We start from the raw sequence: 14,659 nt of genomic DNA, 5'->3' as shown, positions 1-14,659 counted from the left end.
TTCATCGATTTTGGCCCGCAGGCAAATGTTCTATGTTTACCCCATCATCCCTGACGCTTTCGGAGCCGCCATGCACCCACGTTTACAACAGGATCTTGCACAGTTTCCGCAGATCCTCGATCACACCCGCCAGTTGGCGGAAGATTTTCTGGCCGGGCTGCAGCAACGCTCGGTCTGCCCACCGCTCGCGCAACAGCAACTGCAACCCGGTGACGATCGGCTGGCGGAAAACGGCGAAGGCGCCCTGGCGGCGCTGGATGACTTTTGGCAACGTTATCAGGCGGGCATTTCCGCCAGCGCCGGCCCGCGTTATTTTGGCTTCGTCACCGGCGGGGGCACGCCGGCGGCGATCGCGGCAGACTGGCTGGTTAGCGTGACAGACCAAAATAGCCAGCTCAGCCATGATACGATCGCTGCGGCGATCGAGCTGGCCGCGGTGACGCAGTTGAAATCCCTGCTGGGCCTGCCGGAAGCGTTCAGCGGCAGCCTGGTCAGCGGCGCCACCATGGCCAATTTCGCCGGGCTGGCCATTGGCCGGCAGTGGCTGGGGCAACAGCACGGCGTGGATATCGCCCAACAGGGCCTGGCGGCGCTCGGCCCCATCCGGGTGCTGGCGGCCAACCCGCATTCCAGCAGCGTGAAGGCGCTCAGCATGCTCGGCCTCGGCCGCGACGCGCTGACGACCGTCGCCAGCCTGCCGGACTCAGAAGCCATGGATATGGCGGCGCTGGAGCGACAGCTCGCCGCCGGCGCAGGCCGTCCCACGCTGGTGCTGGCCAGCGCCGGCACGGTCAACACCGTCGCTTTCGACGATCTGCCGCGTCTGCTGGCGCTGCGGGAGCGCTACCCGTTCTGGCTGCATGTCGATGCGGCATTCGGCGGCGTGGCGGCCTGCTCGCCGCTATACGCCCCAAGGCTCGAGGGCTGGCAGCATGCCGATTCCATCACCGTCGATGCGCACAAATGGCTGAACGTGCCTTATGACAGCGCGATCCAATTTACCCGCCACCTGGATCTGCAGATGCAGGTATTTCAGAACCATTCGGCTTACCTGGAAGCGCCGACGCCGCGGCCGGACAACTATCTGCATCTGACGCCGGAAAATTCGCGCCGCTTCCGCGCCCTGCCGCTTTGGCTGACGCTGAAAGCCTATGGCCGCAGCGGCATACGGGATATCGTCGAGCGCAATGTCCGATTGGCGCAGGCGCTGGGCGCGGCGTTAGCGGCCGACGACGGCTTCCATCTGCTGGCGCCGGTGAATTTGAACGTGGTGTGCTTCGCGCTCAGTCACCCGCAGGGCGACAGCGAAGCGGCGCGCGATCGCTTTCTCGATCGCCTTAACCGGCACGGCGTGGTGCGTTGCACCCCAACGAGCTATCACCATCAGCCGGGGATCCGCGCCGCGCTGGTCAACTGGATGACAGAGGAACAGGACATCAGACTGGCGCTGGACTCGCTGCGCCATTGCCTGGCGGAAGCGGCCTAATGCACGCGGCGCATTACTCGCGTCGGAAGGCCTGCAATTGCCGTGCTTGCCGCCCGTCATCGCCGATGTTATCCGGCGATAGCCAGGCAGCAAACGCCGCGCGCCGCGCCGGCCATTCCCCGTCGACGATCGACAGCCAGTCGGTGTCGCGCGTGCGTCCTTTGACGACGACGGCCTGGCGGAACGTGCCTTCATAGCGGAACCCCAGGCGCTCGGCGGCCTGACGTGAAGGCAGATTGAGGCTATCGCATTTCCATTCGCAACGCCGGTAACCAAGATCGTCGAACAGGTGCCGCAGCATCAGGAAGATCGCCTCGCTGCCCAGCGCACTGCGCTTCATCAGCGGCGACCAGTTGATGGTGCCCAGTTCGGCCACGCCGTTTGCGGGATCGATGCGCAAAAAAGCGCAGGTTCCTACCGCGCGCCCGTTCGCCCGATCGATCACCACCATCGTGTTTCTGTCTGCGCTGGACGCCTGCGCCTGGAGATAACGTTGGAAATCTGCGCGCGACTGCGGGCGTTCCCAAAACAGATAGGTCCAGTCGCGATCGTCCTCGGCGGTTTGATAAGCCTGATAAAGCGCATCCCCCCAGCGCTCGAGGTTAAGCGGTTCCAGGCGGCAAAACCGCCCTTGCAGTGGCGTGTGGCCGGGCATGCCTGCCGGCTGCCAATGAGGGAGGGCTTCACCTATCGGCTGCCCATACTGATTCCGTCTCACCGCGGCATCCTGTTTTTTGAAAGGTGGAGAGGCAAGTTAAAACCAACGCGGGCCAGAGACAACTCCGACCTGCCATTCCTCCCCGGGGATCGGGCAGCAGGATGATAGTTTAGAAAAATCACTCAATCACCGTTAAACATTCACGAAAACTATTTCATGTGAAATAAATATCCAGATAACTCATTGTAAAACGGTGATTTATAGCAACAATTAAGCTACACATTCCAGCCAGAATGTTAACTTCTGTTTGTTGTTATGATAAAAAAAGGCGTGCTTATCATTTGCGCGAAAAGCAAAAAACACCACAAGATAATGATTTTTATATGTAAAAATCCAAAGCACTCAGTGCGAGTGTTTTTACACCGCTCAAGAAACACGCTAAAAGACCTCAAAAAAACGACACATGAATTTTTTTTAAGACTTTTCCTAGCAAACTAAAATTTTGTTTCGTGACATGATGAACAGATTCACGGCAAGCAATGCAGACAGGCTCGGGCGCCAAGCGCAAATCAGGCTCAACATGCCGAAGCTGGACGAACAGCAGATCGCCCTGACTTAAGCCAAACTTATAGATTCATGCAATTAATAAGTTTAGTATGAAAATATCATTGAGTGACGTCGTGTTTATTGATAGAACACTCGCTACACTGAATTATTGCTCCATTTTGCCTTTCGGCTTTTTAGGCTTTTTCTCATATTACCGCAGTAAAACGGATTTAAGTGGGGGTGCGATATGCCAACGATCATCATGGATTCATGTAGCTATACCAGATTGGGATTAACCGACTATCTGACTTCGCATGGCGTGAAGAAACGCCATATTAATGCCATCGAGGACATTGACAGCCTGCACGAAAAATGCAGCAAGTTGAATCCCAGCCTGGTGTTTATTAACGAGGACTGCTTCATCCACGAAGCGAACGCCACCGAGCGAATAAAACGGGTGATTTCACTGCACCCGGATACGTTATTCTTCATCTTCATGGCCATTACCAACGTACATTTCGACGATTATTTATATGTTCGCAAGAACGTCATCATATCGTCAAAATCCATCAAACCAGAGACTATGAATCAGCTACTTAGTCACTATCTCGAGAGAACGTCCCTACGGGCGGAGAAATCCTCTCTGGATCAAACGCCGGTAACGCTGAGCCAGACCGAATCGAACATGTTACGCATGTGGATGTCCGGTCAAGGCACCATCCAGATATCAGACCAGATGCAAATAAAGGCCAAAACGGTCTCTTCCCACAAAGGAAACATCAAGCGGAAAATAAAGACGCACAACAAGCAGATCATTTACCACGTTGTTCGTTTGACCGATACCTTGACCAGTGGAATATTTGTCAATAGCCGTTAAACCACAGAGAACGCCCCCACTCTGTTTTGCCAGCCGTTAAATACCTGGTGATAATGTCATCTGGATATCAGATGCTGGCGCCCTTAAAAGAATACCTGCTGCGTTATCCCCCGCTAGCGCAACGGGTATTTTTTTGTCATCGATAAAAAGAATCTTACCGCTATGAAATAATCTCAAAACGGACAATTTCATTAGCAAATTAATGAGATTAGCCGAAGTTACTGCCCATGCTCGCGACAGGGCTCCACAAACGTGCCGTCACGGCTGTCGATTTCATTAAAAAACCATACGCCCGCCGGGTAGTCGTCAAGAGAAACCAGATACATGGTGCCTTCGTTGAACACCTCTACGGCCAAAATGATGCCTTCACGCCGCGGGCCGCCGTCTGTTTTTACCGTCACTCGATCGTTAACCTGCATACCATTCCCCATTATTTGCGATTGCCGTCAGTGTATTACAAAACCGAGGGCGATGGACACCGCCCTAGCCCTGCCGGCCTCTGCTATCAGCGTAGCAGCCGCCTGGATTTTCACTTTCTTAACGGTTTGGCCGCAGAATCTTAAGCCGGTCCTCACGTAGCCTGTCTTCAGGCGTTTCCCCCCCAGAGAAGCGCTCGCAAATGAAGAAGTAACAAGGAACTTTTGCCCGCAGACTTGCGGGTTTTTTTTCGCACCGCCGAATTTCAGACACAAAAAAACCCGCCGCAGCGGGTTTTTTTCAATCAGCGCCAGGCGCCAATTAGATAGCGGTAACGTTAGCCGCAGATGGACCTTTCGCACCGTTCTCGATAGAGAACTGTACGTTCTGGCCTTCAGCCAGGGTCTTGAAGCCTTGATCCTGGATAGCAGAGAAGTGTACGAATACGTCTTTGCTGCCGTCTGCTGGGGTGATGAAACCAAAACCTTTAGCTTCGTTGAACCACTTCACTTGACCTTTGATCATGTTAGACATGTCTAATTCCTTCAATAATAAATGTAAGCCGCCATGGGCGAGGTAGCCGGTCATCAGTTACTTATGGAGGCACTGGAAAGGAAATTCGTCAGAGAAGGGCTATCCGGGATAACGCTTTAAATTTGAACTACTTTACTCAAAATGTCGTGCATAAATAGGTCTGTACCACAGGCCGACATCATTAACTCATGAGCGAGCGGCAATAGCAACCTTTTTCGCCGTGACGAGACGCTAATCTCGGCTAAACGCACAGGATTTGACCCCGTCTGCCGATGGAATCGCCGCCTGGCTCGCCCGTAACGCCCAAGGCAAATGATAGTAATTCTCGTTCTGCTGTTTTATAGTTGCCTGACGAAATCATTCAGGGAGAGTCACCATGCCGAGATGGCTTACATTGCCGGCCACCAGTGCCATTCTGCTGGCCTTTGCCGCTTGCAGCGCCCCGCTGGGCGCGCTGGAACTGAATTATCATCCGCCTGAACCCAGCATCACCCCCGCCCCCAAAACTGCGCCGGAGCCGGGGCCGGCCCCCAAAGCGGAAAAACCGCCGATTGCCTGGGCAGAGGCGAGAGATAAAAGCGGTTTTCGCGTCGATATCGAGTGCGATCATCCAGGCTGCAGCAAACCGCGCGCCAAACCTTATCCCGCGTATGAAGGCCCGGTGAAGAAAACCGATCGCCGCCGCCAGTCCGATCCTTATTCCACCAATCAGGATCCCGATTACAACATTCAGTTGGGCTATGAGTGGTAGCGGCGCTTTCGGAGTAATACCTATATCAGCCGCCTTTGCCGCTGCATAGAATAGCGTCAGTTCACCACTCCTCCTGGTGTTGAACACAACAAGCTGTGTTGCAAATCTTTATGCGCCTCCCTATAGGCGCTTTTTTTTGCCTCGCCCTCACAGCGTCTTCCCGATTACAGATTGCTCTCATTGCCCCGCAGAGTGATCAATGTCACAAATACGCCTCCTTGCCATTCTTATTCGGAGGTAACGTTCATGGCCACAGGATCCCTTGCCCTCCTGGCCGTCTTGGCCGGCATTGCGGGCTTCGCCCTCTATAAACATTTAAAATCTCAGAAAAAAAGCACATTCATCCGCCCGTACGATCGGTAACCGACAACGCGCTTTCACCGCGAAGGCCCGGCACAACGCACGCCGCGCCTTCGCGGGCTGTCATGCTTTCATCACAAAATTGTCACACTATGGCCATATGATAATTCGCGTTTATCCGCTCTGGCTTAACACCAAGGATTTCGCCCATGACCATAATTAAAGCTGCAAACCATCAGGAAGCAGAAAAACTCATCCGCGCCGGCACCGCCAAGAAAATCGAACTGGCCTACGATATCGGCAGCGACGACTTCTTCCAGCTTGCCAGCCTGTGGTGCGATAAAGGCGCCAAGATCTCCAAAGGAAAAGACCACTTCATCGTCTCGTTGAAAGGGTTCCGCATCCCACCTAACGATTGATGCCCTGCCGCCCATCGCGGCGGCTTCGCCCCTTCCTCGCAAAACCGCTCTATTCGACCACGCGCGCCTCATTCGATTTCGCTAAGCTAACAGCAGACTTTATTGCGGACGTTTCGCCCGATAGCCACGTCCGCCACGATGAGGAGAGTGACCATGTCAACAAATGCAGCGCTGCCCGGCACGATGAAAGCGATTGAAATCAGCCAGCCGGGCGCCCCCGAGGTTCTGGTCGTCGCTGAACGCCCGGTGCCGGTTCCGCAAGCGGGCCAACTTCTGGTGAAAATCGCCGCCGCCGGCGTTAACCGCCCCGACGTGCTGCAGCGCCAGGGGAACTATGCGCCGCCGCCCGGCGCCTCGGATATCCCCGGCCTGGAAATTGCCGGCGAAGTGGTGGCCACCGGGGAAGGCGTGACCTGCTTCGCGCCCGGCGATCGGGTTTGCGCCCTCATCGCCGGCGGCGGCTATGCCGAATATTGCACCGTGCATGAAAGCAATGCGCTGCCCGTTCCGGCGGGCCTGAGCCTGACCGAGGCCGCCGCGCTGCCGGAAACCTTCTTTACCGTCTGGGTCAACGTGTTCCAGCGCGGTCACCTCAAAGCCGGCGAGACCGTGTTGATCCATGGCGGCACCTCCGGCATCGGCACGGTCGCCACCATGCTGGCGAAGGCCTTCTGCGCCCAGGTGATCACCACCGTCGGCTCCGAAGAGAAACGACAGGCCAGCCTGGCGCTGGGCGCCGACGTGGCGATTAATTACCGCAGCGAAGACTTTGTCGTACGCACCAAAGACGCCACCAACGGCAAAGGTGCCGACGTGATCGTCGACCTGATCGCCGGCGATTATGTTGCCAAAAACTATCAGGCCGCGGCGATGGAAGGCCGCATCGTGCAAATCGGCACGCAAAACGGCGTGGTGAAAGAGCTCAATCTGATGCCGCTGCTGTTGAAACGCCTGACCCATACCGGTTCGACGCTGCGTTCGCGCAGCGTGGCGGACAAAGCGCAGATCGCCGCCGAGCTGCGCGAGAAGGTGTGGCCGCTGCTGGAGCGCGGCGTGCTGAAGCCGCAAATTTTTAAAACCTTCCCGCTTGAGCAGGCCGCCGCCGCGCATGCGCTGATGGAGTCCAGCGAGCACATCGGCAAGATCATGCTGACGTTCTGACCTCATTCCCCGCGGCCGGTGCTGCGGGGAAACCGATGCCACGCTCAGGGGATGATGCCGCGACGGCGGAACTCATCGAACAGCGAGAAAAACATGGCTTCGGTTTCGACGAACTGATGGAAACCGAAGCGCCGCGCCTTGCTGCCGTCCGCGAACATGTCATAGTCCCAGGAAAAGACGAAATCGGCGAAGCGCCAGCCGGCCACCGCGCGATAGTCCGGTTCGGCCAATTGGTGCCGCTGCACCAGCTCGCGCCACAGCGGCGCTTTGTCCGCCATCATGCTCTCCAGCGGCATCGGCAGCGGCGGCGCACATTCCAGCCCAAAGTAAGCGGCGATTTTCGGCCACATCTCGCTCCAACGAAACAGATCGCCGTTGTTGATATTAAACGCCTGATTGGCCGCCGCCGGCTCGGTCGCCGCCCACAGCGTGGCGCGCGCCAACAGCCCGGCGTCGGTCATTTCCAGCAGGCTGTGGTAAGCGCCCGGTTTACCGGGGAAGCGCAGCGGCAACCCGAGCGCTTTGCTGATCGACGCGTAAACCGCGATGCTTAACGCCAGATTCATCGGATTGCCGAGGGAGAAGCCCCCCACCACGCTCGGGCGAATGGCGCTCCAGCGCCAGCGCTTGCCGGCCTGCCGCTGCGCCAGATACTGTTGCTGCGCCACGTTAAACTCCGGCGGCATATGCCCGGCGTCGCTTTCGCGCGCCGGCGTTTTAAACGGCCCCAAATGCGCTCCATACACCTTATAGCCCTGCATCAGACTGATGTGCTCCAACGCCGGTGCGGCCGGCTCCAGCCCCTCGACAACGTGTTGCAACATCTGCAGGTTCGGCGCCACCAGCCCCGCCCAGTCCGGCGCATCCTGATAGGCGGCATAGAAAACGTGGCTAATCGCGCTCAGCGGCCGCAGCGCGTCGCGCGTCGCCGCCGCATCCAGCAGATCAACCTGCAGGTGGCGCACCCCCGGCGCCGGTTGCCCACCCCGGCGCGAGACGCCCACCACTTGCCAGCCCTGGCCGATCAGCTCCTCAATCAATCGGCGCCCAATCACGCCATTGGCGCCGATCACCAATGCCTGTCGCTTTGCATTCATCTTGCCACTCCTCGGGTTGTTGATGCCCTGAGTGTTATTGATTAGCAATGCTTGCGGTAGAGCCAAATTAGCACTAACACTTATAAGAAAAATCTATAGGCAAGATCGACATGGATAAACTGAACGCAATGAAAACCTTTATGCGGGTGGCGGAGCTGGGCAGCCTGTCGGCCGCCGCTCGCGATCTGCGTTTGACGCAGCCGGCGGTCAGTCAGCAAATCGCCGGCCTGGAGCAGCGACTGGGGGCCCAGCTGCTGTTTCGCAGCACCCGGGCGGTCACCCTGACCGATGCCGGCAGCGGTTATTATCAGCGCCTCAAACCGATTCTGGCGGCGGTCGACGAAGCGGAAGAAGCGCTGCACGGCCAGCGCCACCAGTTGCAGGGCAATCTGCGCATTCACGCCCCGACCGGGTTCGGGCAGTTGCACGTCACACCGCTGGCCATCGCTTTCCAGCGACGTCATCCGAACCTCGCCATCGAGCTGCTGCTGGACGATCGCCTCGCCGACGTGATCGGCGAAGGCATCGACGTAGCGCTGCGTTTCGGTGAACTGCATGCGCCCGGCATGGTGGCGAAACGTTTGGGCGAGCTGCAACGCCTGCTGGTGGCGTCACCGGCCTATCTGGCCAGGCATGGCACGCCGCGTTCCCCGGCGGAGTTGGCGAAACATGCGCACATTCGTTACAGCGGCCTGAACGACGGCGATACGCTCACCCTGTTCGGCCCGCACGGCCCCGAGACGGTTGCTCTGCGGCCCACGTTCCGCGCCAACAATACGCTATCGCTGCTGGCCGCCATTGAGGCTGGGGCCGGCATCGGCGGCGCTCAACGGCCTTTAATCGCCGAACAGCTGGCGACGGGGGCATTGGTGCCCGTTTTGCCGGAATACCGCTACCCGCCCATGGCGCTGCACGCGGTCTATCCCGCCTTGCGTTTTATTCCGGAGAAAGTGCGCGCCTGGGTGGCGCATCTGCAGCAGGCGTTGACGACGATCGAGGGGATCAGCGGAGTGAATGCCCCCGGCCAGACGCCGGGAGCCTAATCATTATTTGAACAGTTTACCGACCATGTCGCCCAGTTCGTTGCTGTCTTGCTGCACTTCACCGTTTGGCGAGGCGGCATCGGTGACCGTTGGCAAGAACTGTGCAATGGTGCTGGACGCCTGAGCCGGATCGATACCCAGCTTTTCAGCCAGTTGGTTGATGGCGTCGCTACCCAACGCCTGCTGTACGTGATCGCCGGTAATCGGCTGATTTTCGCCATTGCCGAGCCAGGAACCGACGATATCGCCGAACTGCCCCTGACGGAATTTGTCCAAAATGGCCTGCAGGCCGCCTTGTTGCTCGACCCACTGCATAATGGCGATGTAGTCGATGCCTTTGCCGTTGGCGCCGCCGCCCAGAATGTTACCCAATACGCTATCGAACAGACCCATGATATTCCCCTTTCAGCCGCTGCGGCCCGCGCCGCACAGCCGGATTGATTTCACGAAAAAGGGCCGCCGCGGCGACCCTGTTGAGCAATGGCTGCTTAGCCTTTGATCTTCCTGTAGACAAAAAGCACCACCAGGGCGCCGATTACTGCCACCACAAAGCTGCCCAGGTTAAAACCGTCAACGCGGCCCATACCGAAGAAGGTGCTGATATAGCCGCCGACTACGGCGCCCACGACCCCCAATATAACGGTCACAATAAAGCCGCCGCCGTCTTTGCCCGGCATAATCCACTTGGCCAGGATACCGGCGATTAAACCAAAAATGATCCAGGAAATGATGCCCATCTTTACTCTCCCTATTACCTTTTGCCTAACAGAAATCCTATTACCAGGCCCACGACGGCGCCGGCGCCTATCCCCGCCCAAGGGTTATCCTTGATGCAGGCACATGATTGCTCGAGCGCTGCCTTTACGCCGCTGCGCACTTCGCAGGCGGTGGTTTTCACGTAGTCGCTCGGTTGCTCAACACCGTTTAGATCGTCATTTTCATATGACATGTCAAATCCTTACAGACCAACCCTCTGAGAATCTCGTCACATGTTTCGCGCCAGGCGCCGTCCGCTCCGCGATCTTGCTCTGGGCAACCTGCCCGCTGCCGCTCAATGCAGAGGCGTACGGCGACAAACGCATAACTTCACACTATGACTATAGTAAAAAATCAGCGGTTTACCCATTTCCGTCCGTCTGAATTTCACCGTACAAAAAACGATCTGATTTCATCCTGCTGTCATCTCGCGAGGCTAAACTTTAAACAAATCCTCCTGGAGGAAACGCCGATGTTCAATGCCCCTTTTGTCCTGATTCTCGCGCTACTGTACGCACTGGCCGCCGTTTGGGACGGTTCCGCCGCGTTATTGTTTCATTAAGGTTACATAGCAGTTGTCACTTTTGCGATGCGCTTAATTGTGTCTTTATTTTTCAATTTCGCCAGTCGTTTGAAATAGCGGAAAATATCCGCCATTCCCTCGGTAAAAATCCTATCTCTCCCCGTTTTTCGCCTGCGCTTAGCTAAAGCGTAAAAAAAGCATTAATGGAAAATCCTATTTAGCTCAGAATGTTCTACCATTCGCCCTATGAAAATTTGGGTTAAGGTCCCATTGGAAAAAACAAGGAATCACAGGAAAAATGCTTTCTAACCAACGCTTTGAGCGCGAATTCTTGCGCCCTCGTTATTGGTTGCTGTGGATAGGGCTGGGAATACTCTATCTCTTGGTATTACTGCCCTACCCGCTCATTTATCGACTCGGACACGGCCTTGGCAGAATAGCCATGCGCCTGATGAAACGCCGGGTAAAAATAGCGCGCCGCAATTTAGAGCTCTGCTTCCCCGCGATGCCCGCCGCCGAGCGCGTGGCGCTGATCGTCAAAAATTTTGAGTCCGTCGGTATGGGCCTGTTCGAAGTCGGCATGGCCTGGTTCTGGCCCGACTGGCGCATCGCCCGCTGGTTCAAGGTGAGCGGCATGGAAAACATGCGGCTGGCGCGTCAGGGCGGCAAAGGCGTTCTGCTGATCGGTCTGCATTTTCTGACGCTGGAACTGGGCGCGCGCATTTTCGGCATGCAAAACCCCGGCATCGGCGTGCATCGCCCGCACAACAACAGGCTGATGGAGTGGGTACAAACACGCGGCCGGCTGCGCTCGAATAAATTCATGCTCGATCGTAAAGATATCAAAGGCATGATCCGCAACCTGAAACAGGGCGAAATCCTGTGGTACGCGCCGGATCACGATTACGGCCCGCAAAGCAGCGTGTTCGCGCCGCTCTTCGCCGTGGAAAACGCCGCCACGACCACCGGAACCTTTATCCTAGCGCGCATGGGGCGGCCGTCGATCGTGCCTTTCGTGCCGCGCCGCCTGCCAGATGCTCAGGGCTATGAGCTGATCGTGCAGCCGCCGTTGACGGACTTCCCGCTGGATGATGAAACGCGCGCGGCGGCCAAGATGAACCGCGTGGTGGAAGAACAGGTGCTGCTGGCCCCCGATCAGTACATGTGGCTGCACCGCCGCTTTAAAACCCGCCCAGCCGGCGAGCCGTCGCTGTATTGACCGCCCTTGCGCCTTCGCCCGTCATGCCGGCGGCGAAGGCGCACTCACCTCGCACAAGCATTCTGCGCCAGGGGAACTACACTAATAAGTCACCGACGGCAATTATTGCCGCCAGCAACCATTTCTTCCTGCCCGAGGGCCGGTCGTTGCCTGTCGAGCCACAACCGAGGTCAATGTCATGCTGGTACAACCCTATCTGTTTTTCAGCGGTAACTGTGAGCAAGCGATTAACTTCTACGAACAGCAGTTGAATGCCAAAATTGAAATGGTCATGCGCTATAAAGACATGCCCGAAGAAGCCCGGCAAGACGGGCCGCAGGACGTCAATCCGGAGGCGATCATGCATGCGCGCCTGCTGATCGGCGACGGCGTACTGATGGCCTCCGACGGCTGCCCGCAAGATGACGGCGGCGGCGCTTCTCATAAAGGCTTCTCGCTGTCGCTGAACCCCAGCGATGCGGAACAAGGACGCAAACTGTTCGACAATCTGGCGCAGGGCGGCCAGGTGACGATGCCTTACCAAGCCACCTTTTGGGCCAAAGGCTTTGGCATGCTGACCGACAAATTCGGCGTCAACTGGATGATTAACGTCGAATAACCCGTCATGGCGCCGCTAGCCATAGCGGTGCCAGTCATACGCCGCCTTGGCGAACAGCACGAACAGCAGCGCCAACAGCGCCAATCCCAACCGCCAATAGGGCGACCGGCGCCGCCGCCAGGCGAAGTACATCATCACCGCCAGCGTCCCCAGCGTAAGGGGGTAATACACCGCCAGCGTCAGTAAAGCGATAATGATGTAATCCGACATGGCTCTTTCACTCCACAGTGTTCACCCCGCCGCTGATACGGGGTGCAAATGCCCTTTCTCGCTATCGCCACGTTAAGGGCTAGAGGTCTGGCGCATTTATGCATAAAATATAAGATTGCTCTTAACTCAAATTGAATAGTAATCAAACAACAAGGGTGACATGACTCAGCAGCAACCCATACAGGATGCCGTGCCGGCGCGCAGCGCTAAAAGCTCCCCATTATTATTTCAGGCCGGCGTGTTTGTCATCATCGTTGCCGCCACGCTGATCCTCTTTAACAGCTGGCAAATCTGGAACGCGCATCAGCGCGATCTGCGCAGCGCCGAGCATGAGTCCGCCAACCTCGCCCGCTCGCTGGCACAGCATGCCGACGATACTTTCATGCAGGTGGACGGCAACCTGCTCGATCTGACCGAACGTCTCCAAACCGACGGGTTGGGCCCAGCGCAGCTGACGCGGCTGCAGCGCGTCATGCAGACGCAGGTCGGCAACCTGCCGCAGCTGCACGGGCTGTTTCTCTACGATGCGCGCGGCCGCTGGCTGGCGACCTCCTCGGGCAAATTCATCAAGAACGCCAACAACGCCGATCGCGATTACTTCAAATACCATCAAAACCGCGACGGCGGCGGCCTGTACATCGGCAAGGTGATCCGCAGCCGCACCACCGGCGATCTGATCATTCCCGTTTCGCGGCGTTTCAACAACCCAGACGGCAGCTTTGGCGGCGTGGTGCTGGCGACGCTGTACGTCGATTATTTCCGCCAGTTTTACGACAGCTTCGCCCTCAACACCGACGCCTCACTGAACCTGCTGCTGGCGGACGGCACCATCCTTTACCGCCGCCCTTACTCGGCGGCGTCGATCGGTAAAAATATCGCCAAGGGCGTGTTGTTCAGCGAAATTTTACCGCATTCGGAGTTCGGCAACGCCACCATCACCTCGCTGTACGACAAAGTGGAGCGCATCTACGGCTATTCGCGGGTCAACCGCTTTCCGCTGGTGATCGCCGCCGGGTTGTCGAAACGCGACGCGCTGGCGGACTGGCGCACCGACGCCGGTCTGTTCGCCGCGGGCGGCCTCTCGCTGCTGATGATCCTGTTGGCGATGGGCATGGTGCTACTGCGGCAAATCAAGCACAGCATGCAAACCGAAGCCGAGCTGATGCGCACCCGCGATCAGTTGACCAGCATCAACCAGATGCTCGAAGAGCTGGCGCTGCTGGACGGCCTGACCGGGCTGGCCAACCGCCGCCAGTTTGATATCGCGCTGAAGAACGAGCTGGCGCGGGCTTCGCGCAACTACCGCAGCGTGGCGCTGCTGATGCTGGATATCGACTATTTCAAACAGTACAACGACAGCTACGGCCACGTCGCCGGTGACCAGTGCCTGCAGCAGATCGGCCAAACGCTCAAAGGGTTGGCCTGCCGCAGCAACGACGTCCTGGCGCGCTACGGCGGCGAAGAGATGGGGATTATCCTGCCGGATACCGACGTGCAAGGCGCACTGATTTTCGCCGAGCGCGTTATCAACGCGGTGCGCGATCTGAAAATTCCGCATCAGGGCAACCCGCACGGCATCGTTACCATCAGCATCGGCATCTGCGCCAAAGTGCCGCATATGTATAACGATACGCCGATCAGCTTTATCAATGAGGCGGACAGTGCGTTGTATCAGGCCAAGAAAAAAGGCAAAAACTGCATTTACGGCGCTTAACCAATAATCGGGTCACCAAGATTTGGCGGCCCGATTTATTCGCCAGAAAAATGAAGTAGTTCCCTCACGAAACATTATTTCACCGGTTTACCCTGCACTCTGAATAAAATAACGGAAATAATAAGCAGTATATTTATTTTCATTACAATTCAATAAGATAAAGCACGCCATTCAGCAGGCAATTTGTGCCTTTTTTGATTATTCGTGCCTATACCTCGCCTCGTTTATACCCCGTTTACTTTTCATTGGCATTGCCGGTGATACCCTTATCAAGATTATTCTATCTATCAGGAAGCCATCGCACGCTTCGGCGCATTGCGCCCTGCTGATACAGCCATAATAGAACCCAC

General features: G+C 57.0%; 17 protein-coding genes. 9 read left to right on the top strand and 8 right to left on the bottom strand.

What is annotated here, in order from left to right; all coding sequences use genetic code 11:
• Nucleotides 1-70 precede the first annotated feature (70 nt).
• Complete coding sequence (locus ACJ8HB_RS07435) at nt 71-1,486, top strand: pyridoxal phosphate-dependent decarboxylase family protein (protein WP_094859957.1); 1,416 nt, start codon at nt 71-73, stop codon at nt 1,484-1,486.
• Between the two features lie 13 nt (nt 1,487-1,499).
• Here the strand turns inward: ACJ8HB_RS07435 and ACJ8HB_RS07430 are convergent, their stop codons facing one another.
• Complete coding sequence (locus ACJ8HB_RS07430) at nt 1,500-2,141, bottom strand: GNAT family N-acetyltransferase (protein ID WP_077791457.1); 642 nt, start codon at nt 2,139-2,141, stop codon at nt 1,500-1,502.
• 796 nt (nt 2,142-2,937) lie between these two features.
• Between ACJ8HB_RS07430 and rcsA the strand changes: the two genes are divergently transcribed.
• Nucleotides 2,938-3,567, top strand: coding sequence for a transcriptional regulator RcsA (rcsA, locus tag ACJ8HB_RS07425; RefSeq protein WP_033635078.1), 630 nt, complete (start codon nt 2,938-2,940; stop codon nt 3,565-3,567).
• Between the two features lie 218 nt (nt 3,568-3,785).
• On the opposite strand, the gene dsrB is transcribed toward rcsA, so the two are convergent.
• Entirely contained in the window at nt 3,786-3,986 is a 201-nt protein-coding gene (dsrB, locus tag ACJ8HB_RS07420) for a protein DsrB (RefSeq protein ID WP_033635079.1), read from the bottom strand.
• Between the two features lie 319 nt (nt 3,987-4,305).
• Entirely contained in the window at nt 4,306-4,518 is a 213-nt protein-coding gene (gene cspE / locus ACJ8HB_RS07415) for a transcription antiterminator/RNA stability regulator CspE (RefSeq protein ID WP_004935122.1), read from the bottom strand.
• Between the two features lie 376 nt (nt 4,519-4,894).
• Here cspE and ACJ8HB_RS07410 point away from each other — a divergent pair, with 376 nt between their 5' ends.
• The 3 genes from ACJ8HB_RS07410 (at nt 4,895) to ACJ8HB_RS07400 (ending at nt 7,149) form a co-directional block, all read left to right on the top strand.
• A complete protein-coding gene (locus tag ACJ8HB_RS07410; RefSeq protein WP_094859958.1) occupies nt 4,895-5,269 on the top strand; it encodes a hypothetical protein in 375 nt (124 codons plus the stop codon).
• A 509-nt stretch (nt 5,270-5,778) separates the two neighbouring features.
• On the top strand, nt 5,779-5,988 hold the full coding sequence (locus ACJ8HB_RS07405) for a hypothetical protein (RefSeq protein ID WP_033647847.1): 210 nt from the start codon (nt 5,779-5,781) through the stop codon (nt 5,986-5,988).
• A gap of 153 nt (nt 5,989-6,141) precedes the next feature.
• Nucleotides 6,142-7,149: an NAD(P)H-quinone oxidoreductase gene (locus ACJ8HB_RS07400; protein WP_047571507.1), complete on the top strand. Its 1,008-nt coding sequence runs from the start codon at nt 6,142-6,144 to the stop codon at nt 7,147-7,149.
• Nucleotides 7,150-7,193: 44 nt separating this feature from the next.
• On the opposite strand, the gene ACJ8HB_RS07395 is transcribed toward ACJ8HB_RS07400, so the two are convergent.
• Complete coding sequence (locus ACJ8HB_RS07395; protein ID WP_047571506.1) at nt 7,194-8,246, bottom strand: SDR family oxidoreductase; 1,053 nt, start codon at nt 8,244-8,246, stop codon at nt 7,194-7,196.
• 110 nt (nt 8,247-8,356) lie between these two features.
• Here ACJ8HB_RS07395 and ACJ8HB_RS07390 point away from each other — a divergent pair, with 110 nt between their 5' ends.
• Nucleotides 8,357-9,289: a LysR family transcriptional regulator gene (locus ACJ8HB_RS07390; RefSeq protein ID WP_047571505.1), complete on the top strand. Its 933-nt coding sequence runs from the start codon at nt 8,357-8,359 to the stop codon at nt 9,287-9,289.
• A gap of 3 nt (nt 9,290-9,292) precedes the next feature.
• Here ACJ8HB_RS07390 and ACJ8HB_RS07385 read toward each other — a convergent pair whose 3' ends face one another.
• The 3 genes from ACJ8HB_RS07385 to ACJ8HB_RS07375 all read right to left on the bottom strand — a co-directional run bounded on the left by ACJ8HB_RS07385 (nt 9,293) and on the right by ACJ8HB_RS07375 (nt 10,238).
• Nucleotides 9,293-9,682: a YidB family protein gene (locus ACJ8HB_RS07385; RefSeq protein ID WP_033635085.1), complete on the bottom strand. Its 390-nt coding sequence runs from the start codon at nt 9,680-9,682 to the stop codon at nt 9,293-9,295.
• Nucleotides 9,683-9,777: 95 nt separating this feature from the next.
• On the bottom strand, nt 9,778-10,026 hold the full coding sequence (locus tag ACJ8HB_RS07380) for a GlsB/YeaQ/YmgE family stress response membrane protein (RefSeq protein WP_033635086.1): 249 nt from the start codon (nt 10,024-10,026) through the stop codon (nt 9,778-9,780).
• Between the two features lie 14 nt (nt 10,027-10,040).
• The gene (locus ACJ8HB_RS07375; RefSeq protein WP_033635087.1) at nt 10,041-10,238 is read right to left on the bottom strand and encodes a DUF883 family protein; all 198 of its coding nucleotides are present in this window, start codon (nt 10,236-10,238) and stop codon (nt 10,041-10,043) included.
• A gap of 628 nt (nt 10,239-10,866) precedes the next feature.
• Between ACJ8HB_RS07375 and ACJ8HB_RS07370 the strand changes: the two genes are divergently transcribed.
• Nucleotides 10,867-11,787 (top strand): Kdo(2)-lipid IV(A) acyltransferase, encoded by a 921-nt coding sequence (locus ACJ8HB_RS07370; RefSeq protein ID WP_047571504.1) that lies wholly within the window; start codon nt 10,867-10,869, stop codon nt 11,785-11,787.
• A 178-nt stretch (nt 11,788-11,965) separates the two neighbouring features.
• Complete coding sequence (yjdN, locus tag ACJ8HB_RS07365) at nt 11,966-12,385, top strand: VOC family metalloprotein YjdN (RefSeq protein WP_033635089.1); 420 nt, start codon at nt 11,966-11,968, stop codon at nt 12,383-12,385.
• 15 nt (nt 12,386-12,400) lie between these two features.
• Here the strand turns inward: yjdN and ACJ8HB_RS07360 are convergent, their stop codons facing one another.
• Nucleotides 12,401-12,595 carry a hypothetical protein gene (locus ACJ8HB_RS07360; protein WP_004935157.1) on the bottom strand — a complete coding sequence of 65 codons (195 nt, stop codon included), beginning with the start codon at nt 12,593-12,595 and terminating at the stop codon, nt 12,401-12,403.
• A 160-nt stretch (nt 12,596-12,755) separates the two neighbouring features.
• Between ACJ8HB_RS07360 and ACJ8HB_RS07355 the strand changes: the two genes are divergently transcribed.
• Complete coding sequence (locus ACJ8HB_RS07355) at nt 12,756-14,309, top strand: sensor domain-containing diguanylate cyclase (protein WP_047571503.1); 1,554 nt, start codon at nt 12,756-12,758, stop codon at nt 14,307-14,309.
• Nucleotides 14,310-14,659: the final 350 nt, after the last annotated feature.

Source organism: Serratia sp. CY27727, assembly GCF_052169275.1.
GTDB lineage: Bacteria > Pseudomonadota > Gammaproteobacteria > Enterobacterales > Enterobacteriaceae > Serratia > Serratia sarumanii.
Note: the sequence above shows the minus strand (reverse complement) of the source record. Positions and strands in the feature narration are given on the sequence as shown.

Excerpts from the sequence above, each read along its gene's own strand:
- ACJ8HB_RS07405 (WP_033647847.1), top strand. The coding sequence starts at position 5,779 with ATGACCATAATTAAAGCTGCAAACCATCAGGAAGCAGAAAAACTCATC.
- yjdN (WP_033635089.1), top strand. The coding sequence starts at position 11,966 with ATGCTGGTACAACCCTATCTGTTTTTCAGCGGTAACTGTGAGCAAGCG.
- ACJ8HB_RS07385 (WP_033635085.1), bottom strand. The coding sequence starts at position 9,682 with ATGGGTCTGTTCGATAGCGTATTGGGTAACATTCTGGGCGGCGGCGCC.
- cspE (WP_004935122.1), bottom strand. The coding sequence starts at position 4,518 with ATGTCTAACATGATCAAAGGTCAAGTGAAGTGGTTCAACGAAGCTAAA.
- ACJ8HB_RS07355 (WP_047571503.1), top strand. The coding sequence starts at position 12,756 with ATGACTCAGCAGCAACCCATACAGGATGCCGTGCCGGCGCGCAGCGCT.
- rcsA (WP_033635078.1), top strand. The coding sequence starts at position 2,938 with ATGCCAACGATCATCATGGATTCATGTAGCTATACCAGATTGGGATTA.
- ACJ8HB_RS07360 (WP_004935157.1), bottom strand. The coding sequence starts at position 12,595 with ATGTCGGATTACATCATTATCGCTTTACTGACGCTGGCGGTGTATTAC.
- ACJ8HB_RS07435 (WP_094859957.1), top strand. The coding sequence starts at position 71 with ATGCACCCACGTTTACAACAGGATCTTGCACAGTTTCCGCAGATCCTC.
- dsrB (WP_033635079.1), bottom strand. The coding sequence starts at position 3,986 with ATGCAGGTTAACGATCGAGTGACGGTAAAAACAGACGGCGGCCCGCGG.
- ACJ8HB_RS07400 (WP_047571507.1), top strand. The coding sequence starts at position 6,142 with ATGTCAACAAATGCAGCGCTGCCCGGCACGATGAAAGCGATTGAAATC.
- ACJ8HB_RS07375 (WP_033635087.1), bottom strand. The coding sequence starts at position 10,238 with ATGTCATATGAAAATGACGATCTAAACGGTGTTGAGCAACCGAGCGAC.
- ACJ8HB_RS07430 (WP_077791457.1), bottom strand. The coding sequence starts at position 2,141 with ATGCCCGGCCACACGCCACTGCAAGGGCGGTTTTGCCGCCTGGAACCG.
- ACJ8HB_RS07390 (WP_047571505.1), top strand. The coding sequence starts at position 8,357 with ATGGATAAACTGAACGCAATGAAAACCTTTATGCGGGTGGCGGAGCTG.
- ACJ8HB_RS07380 (WP_033635086.1), bottom strand. The coding sequence starts at position 10,026 with ATGGGCATCATTTCCTGGATCATTTTTGGTTTAATCGCCGGTATCCTG.
- ACJ8HB_RS07370 (WP_047571504.1), top strand. The coding sequence starts at position 10,867 with ATGCTTTCTAACCAACGCTTTGAGCGCGAATTCTTGCGCCCTCGTTAT.
- ACJ8HB_RS07410 (WP_094859958.1), top strand. The coding sequence starts at position 4,895 with ATGCCGAGATGGCTTACATTGCCGGCCACCAGTGCCATTCTGCTGGCC.
- ACJ8HB_RS07395 (WP_047571506.1), bottom strand. The coding sequence starts at position 8,246 with ATGAATGCAAAGCGACAGGCATTGGTGATCGGCGCCAATGGCGTGATT.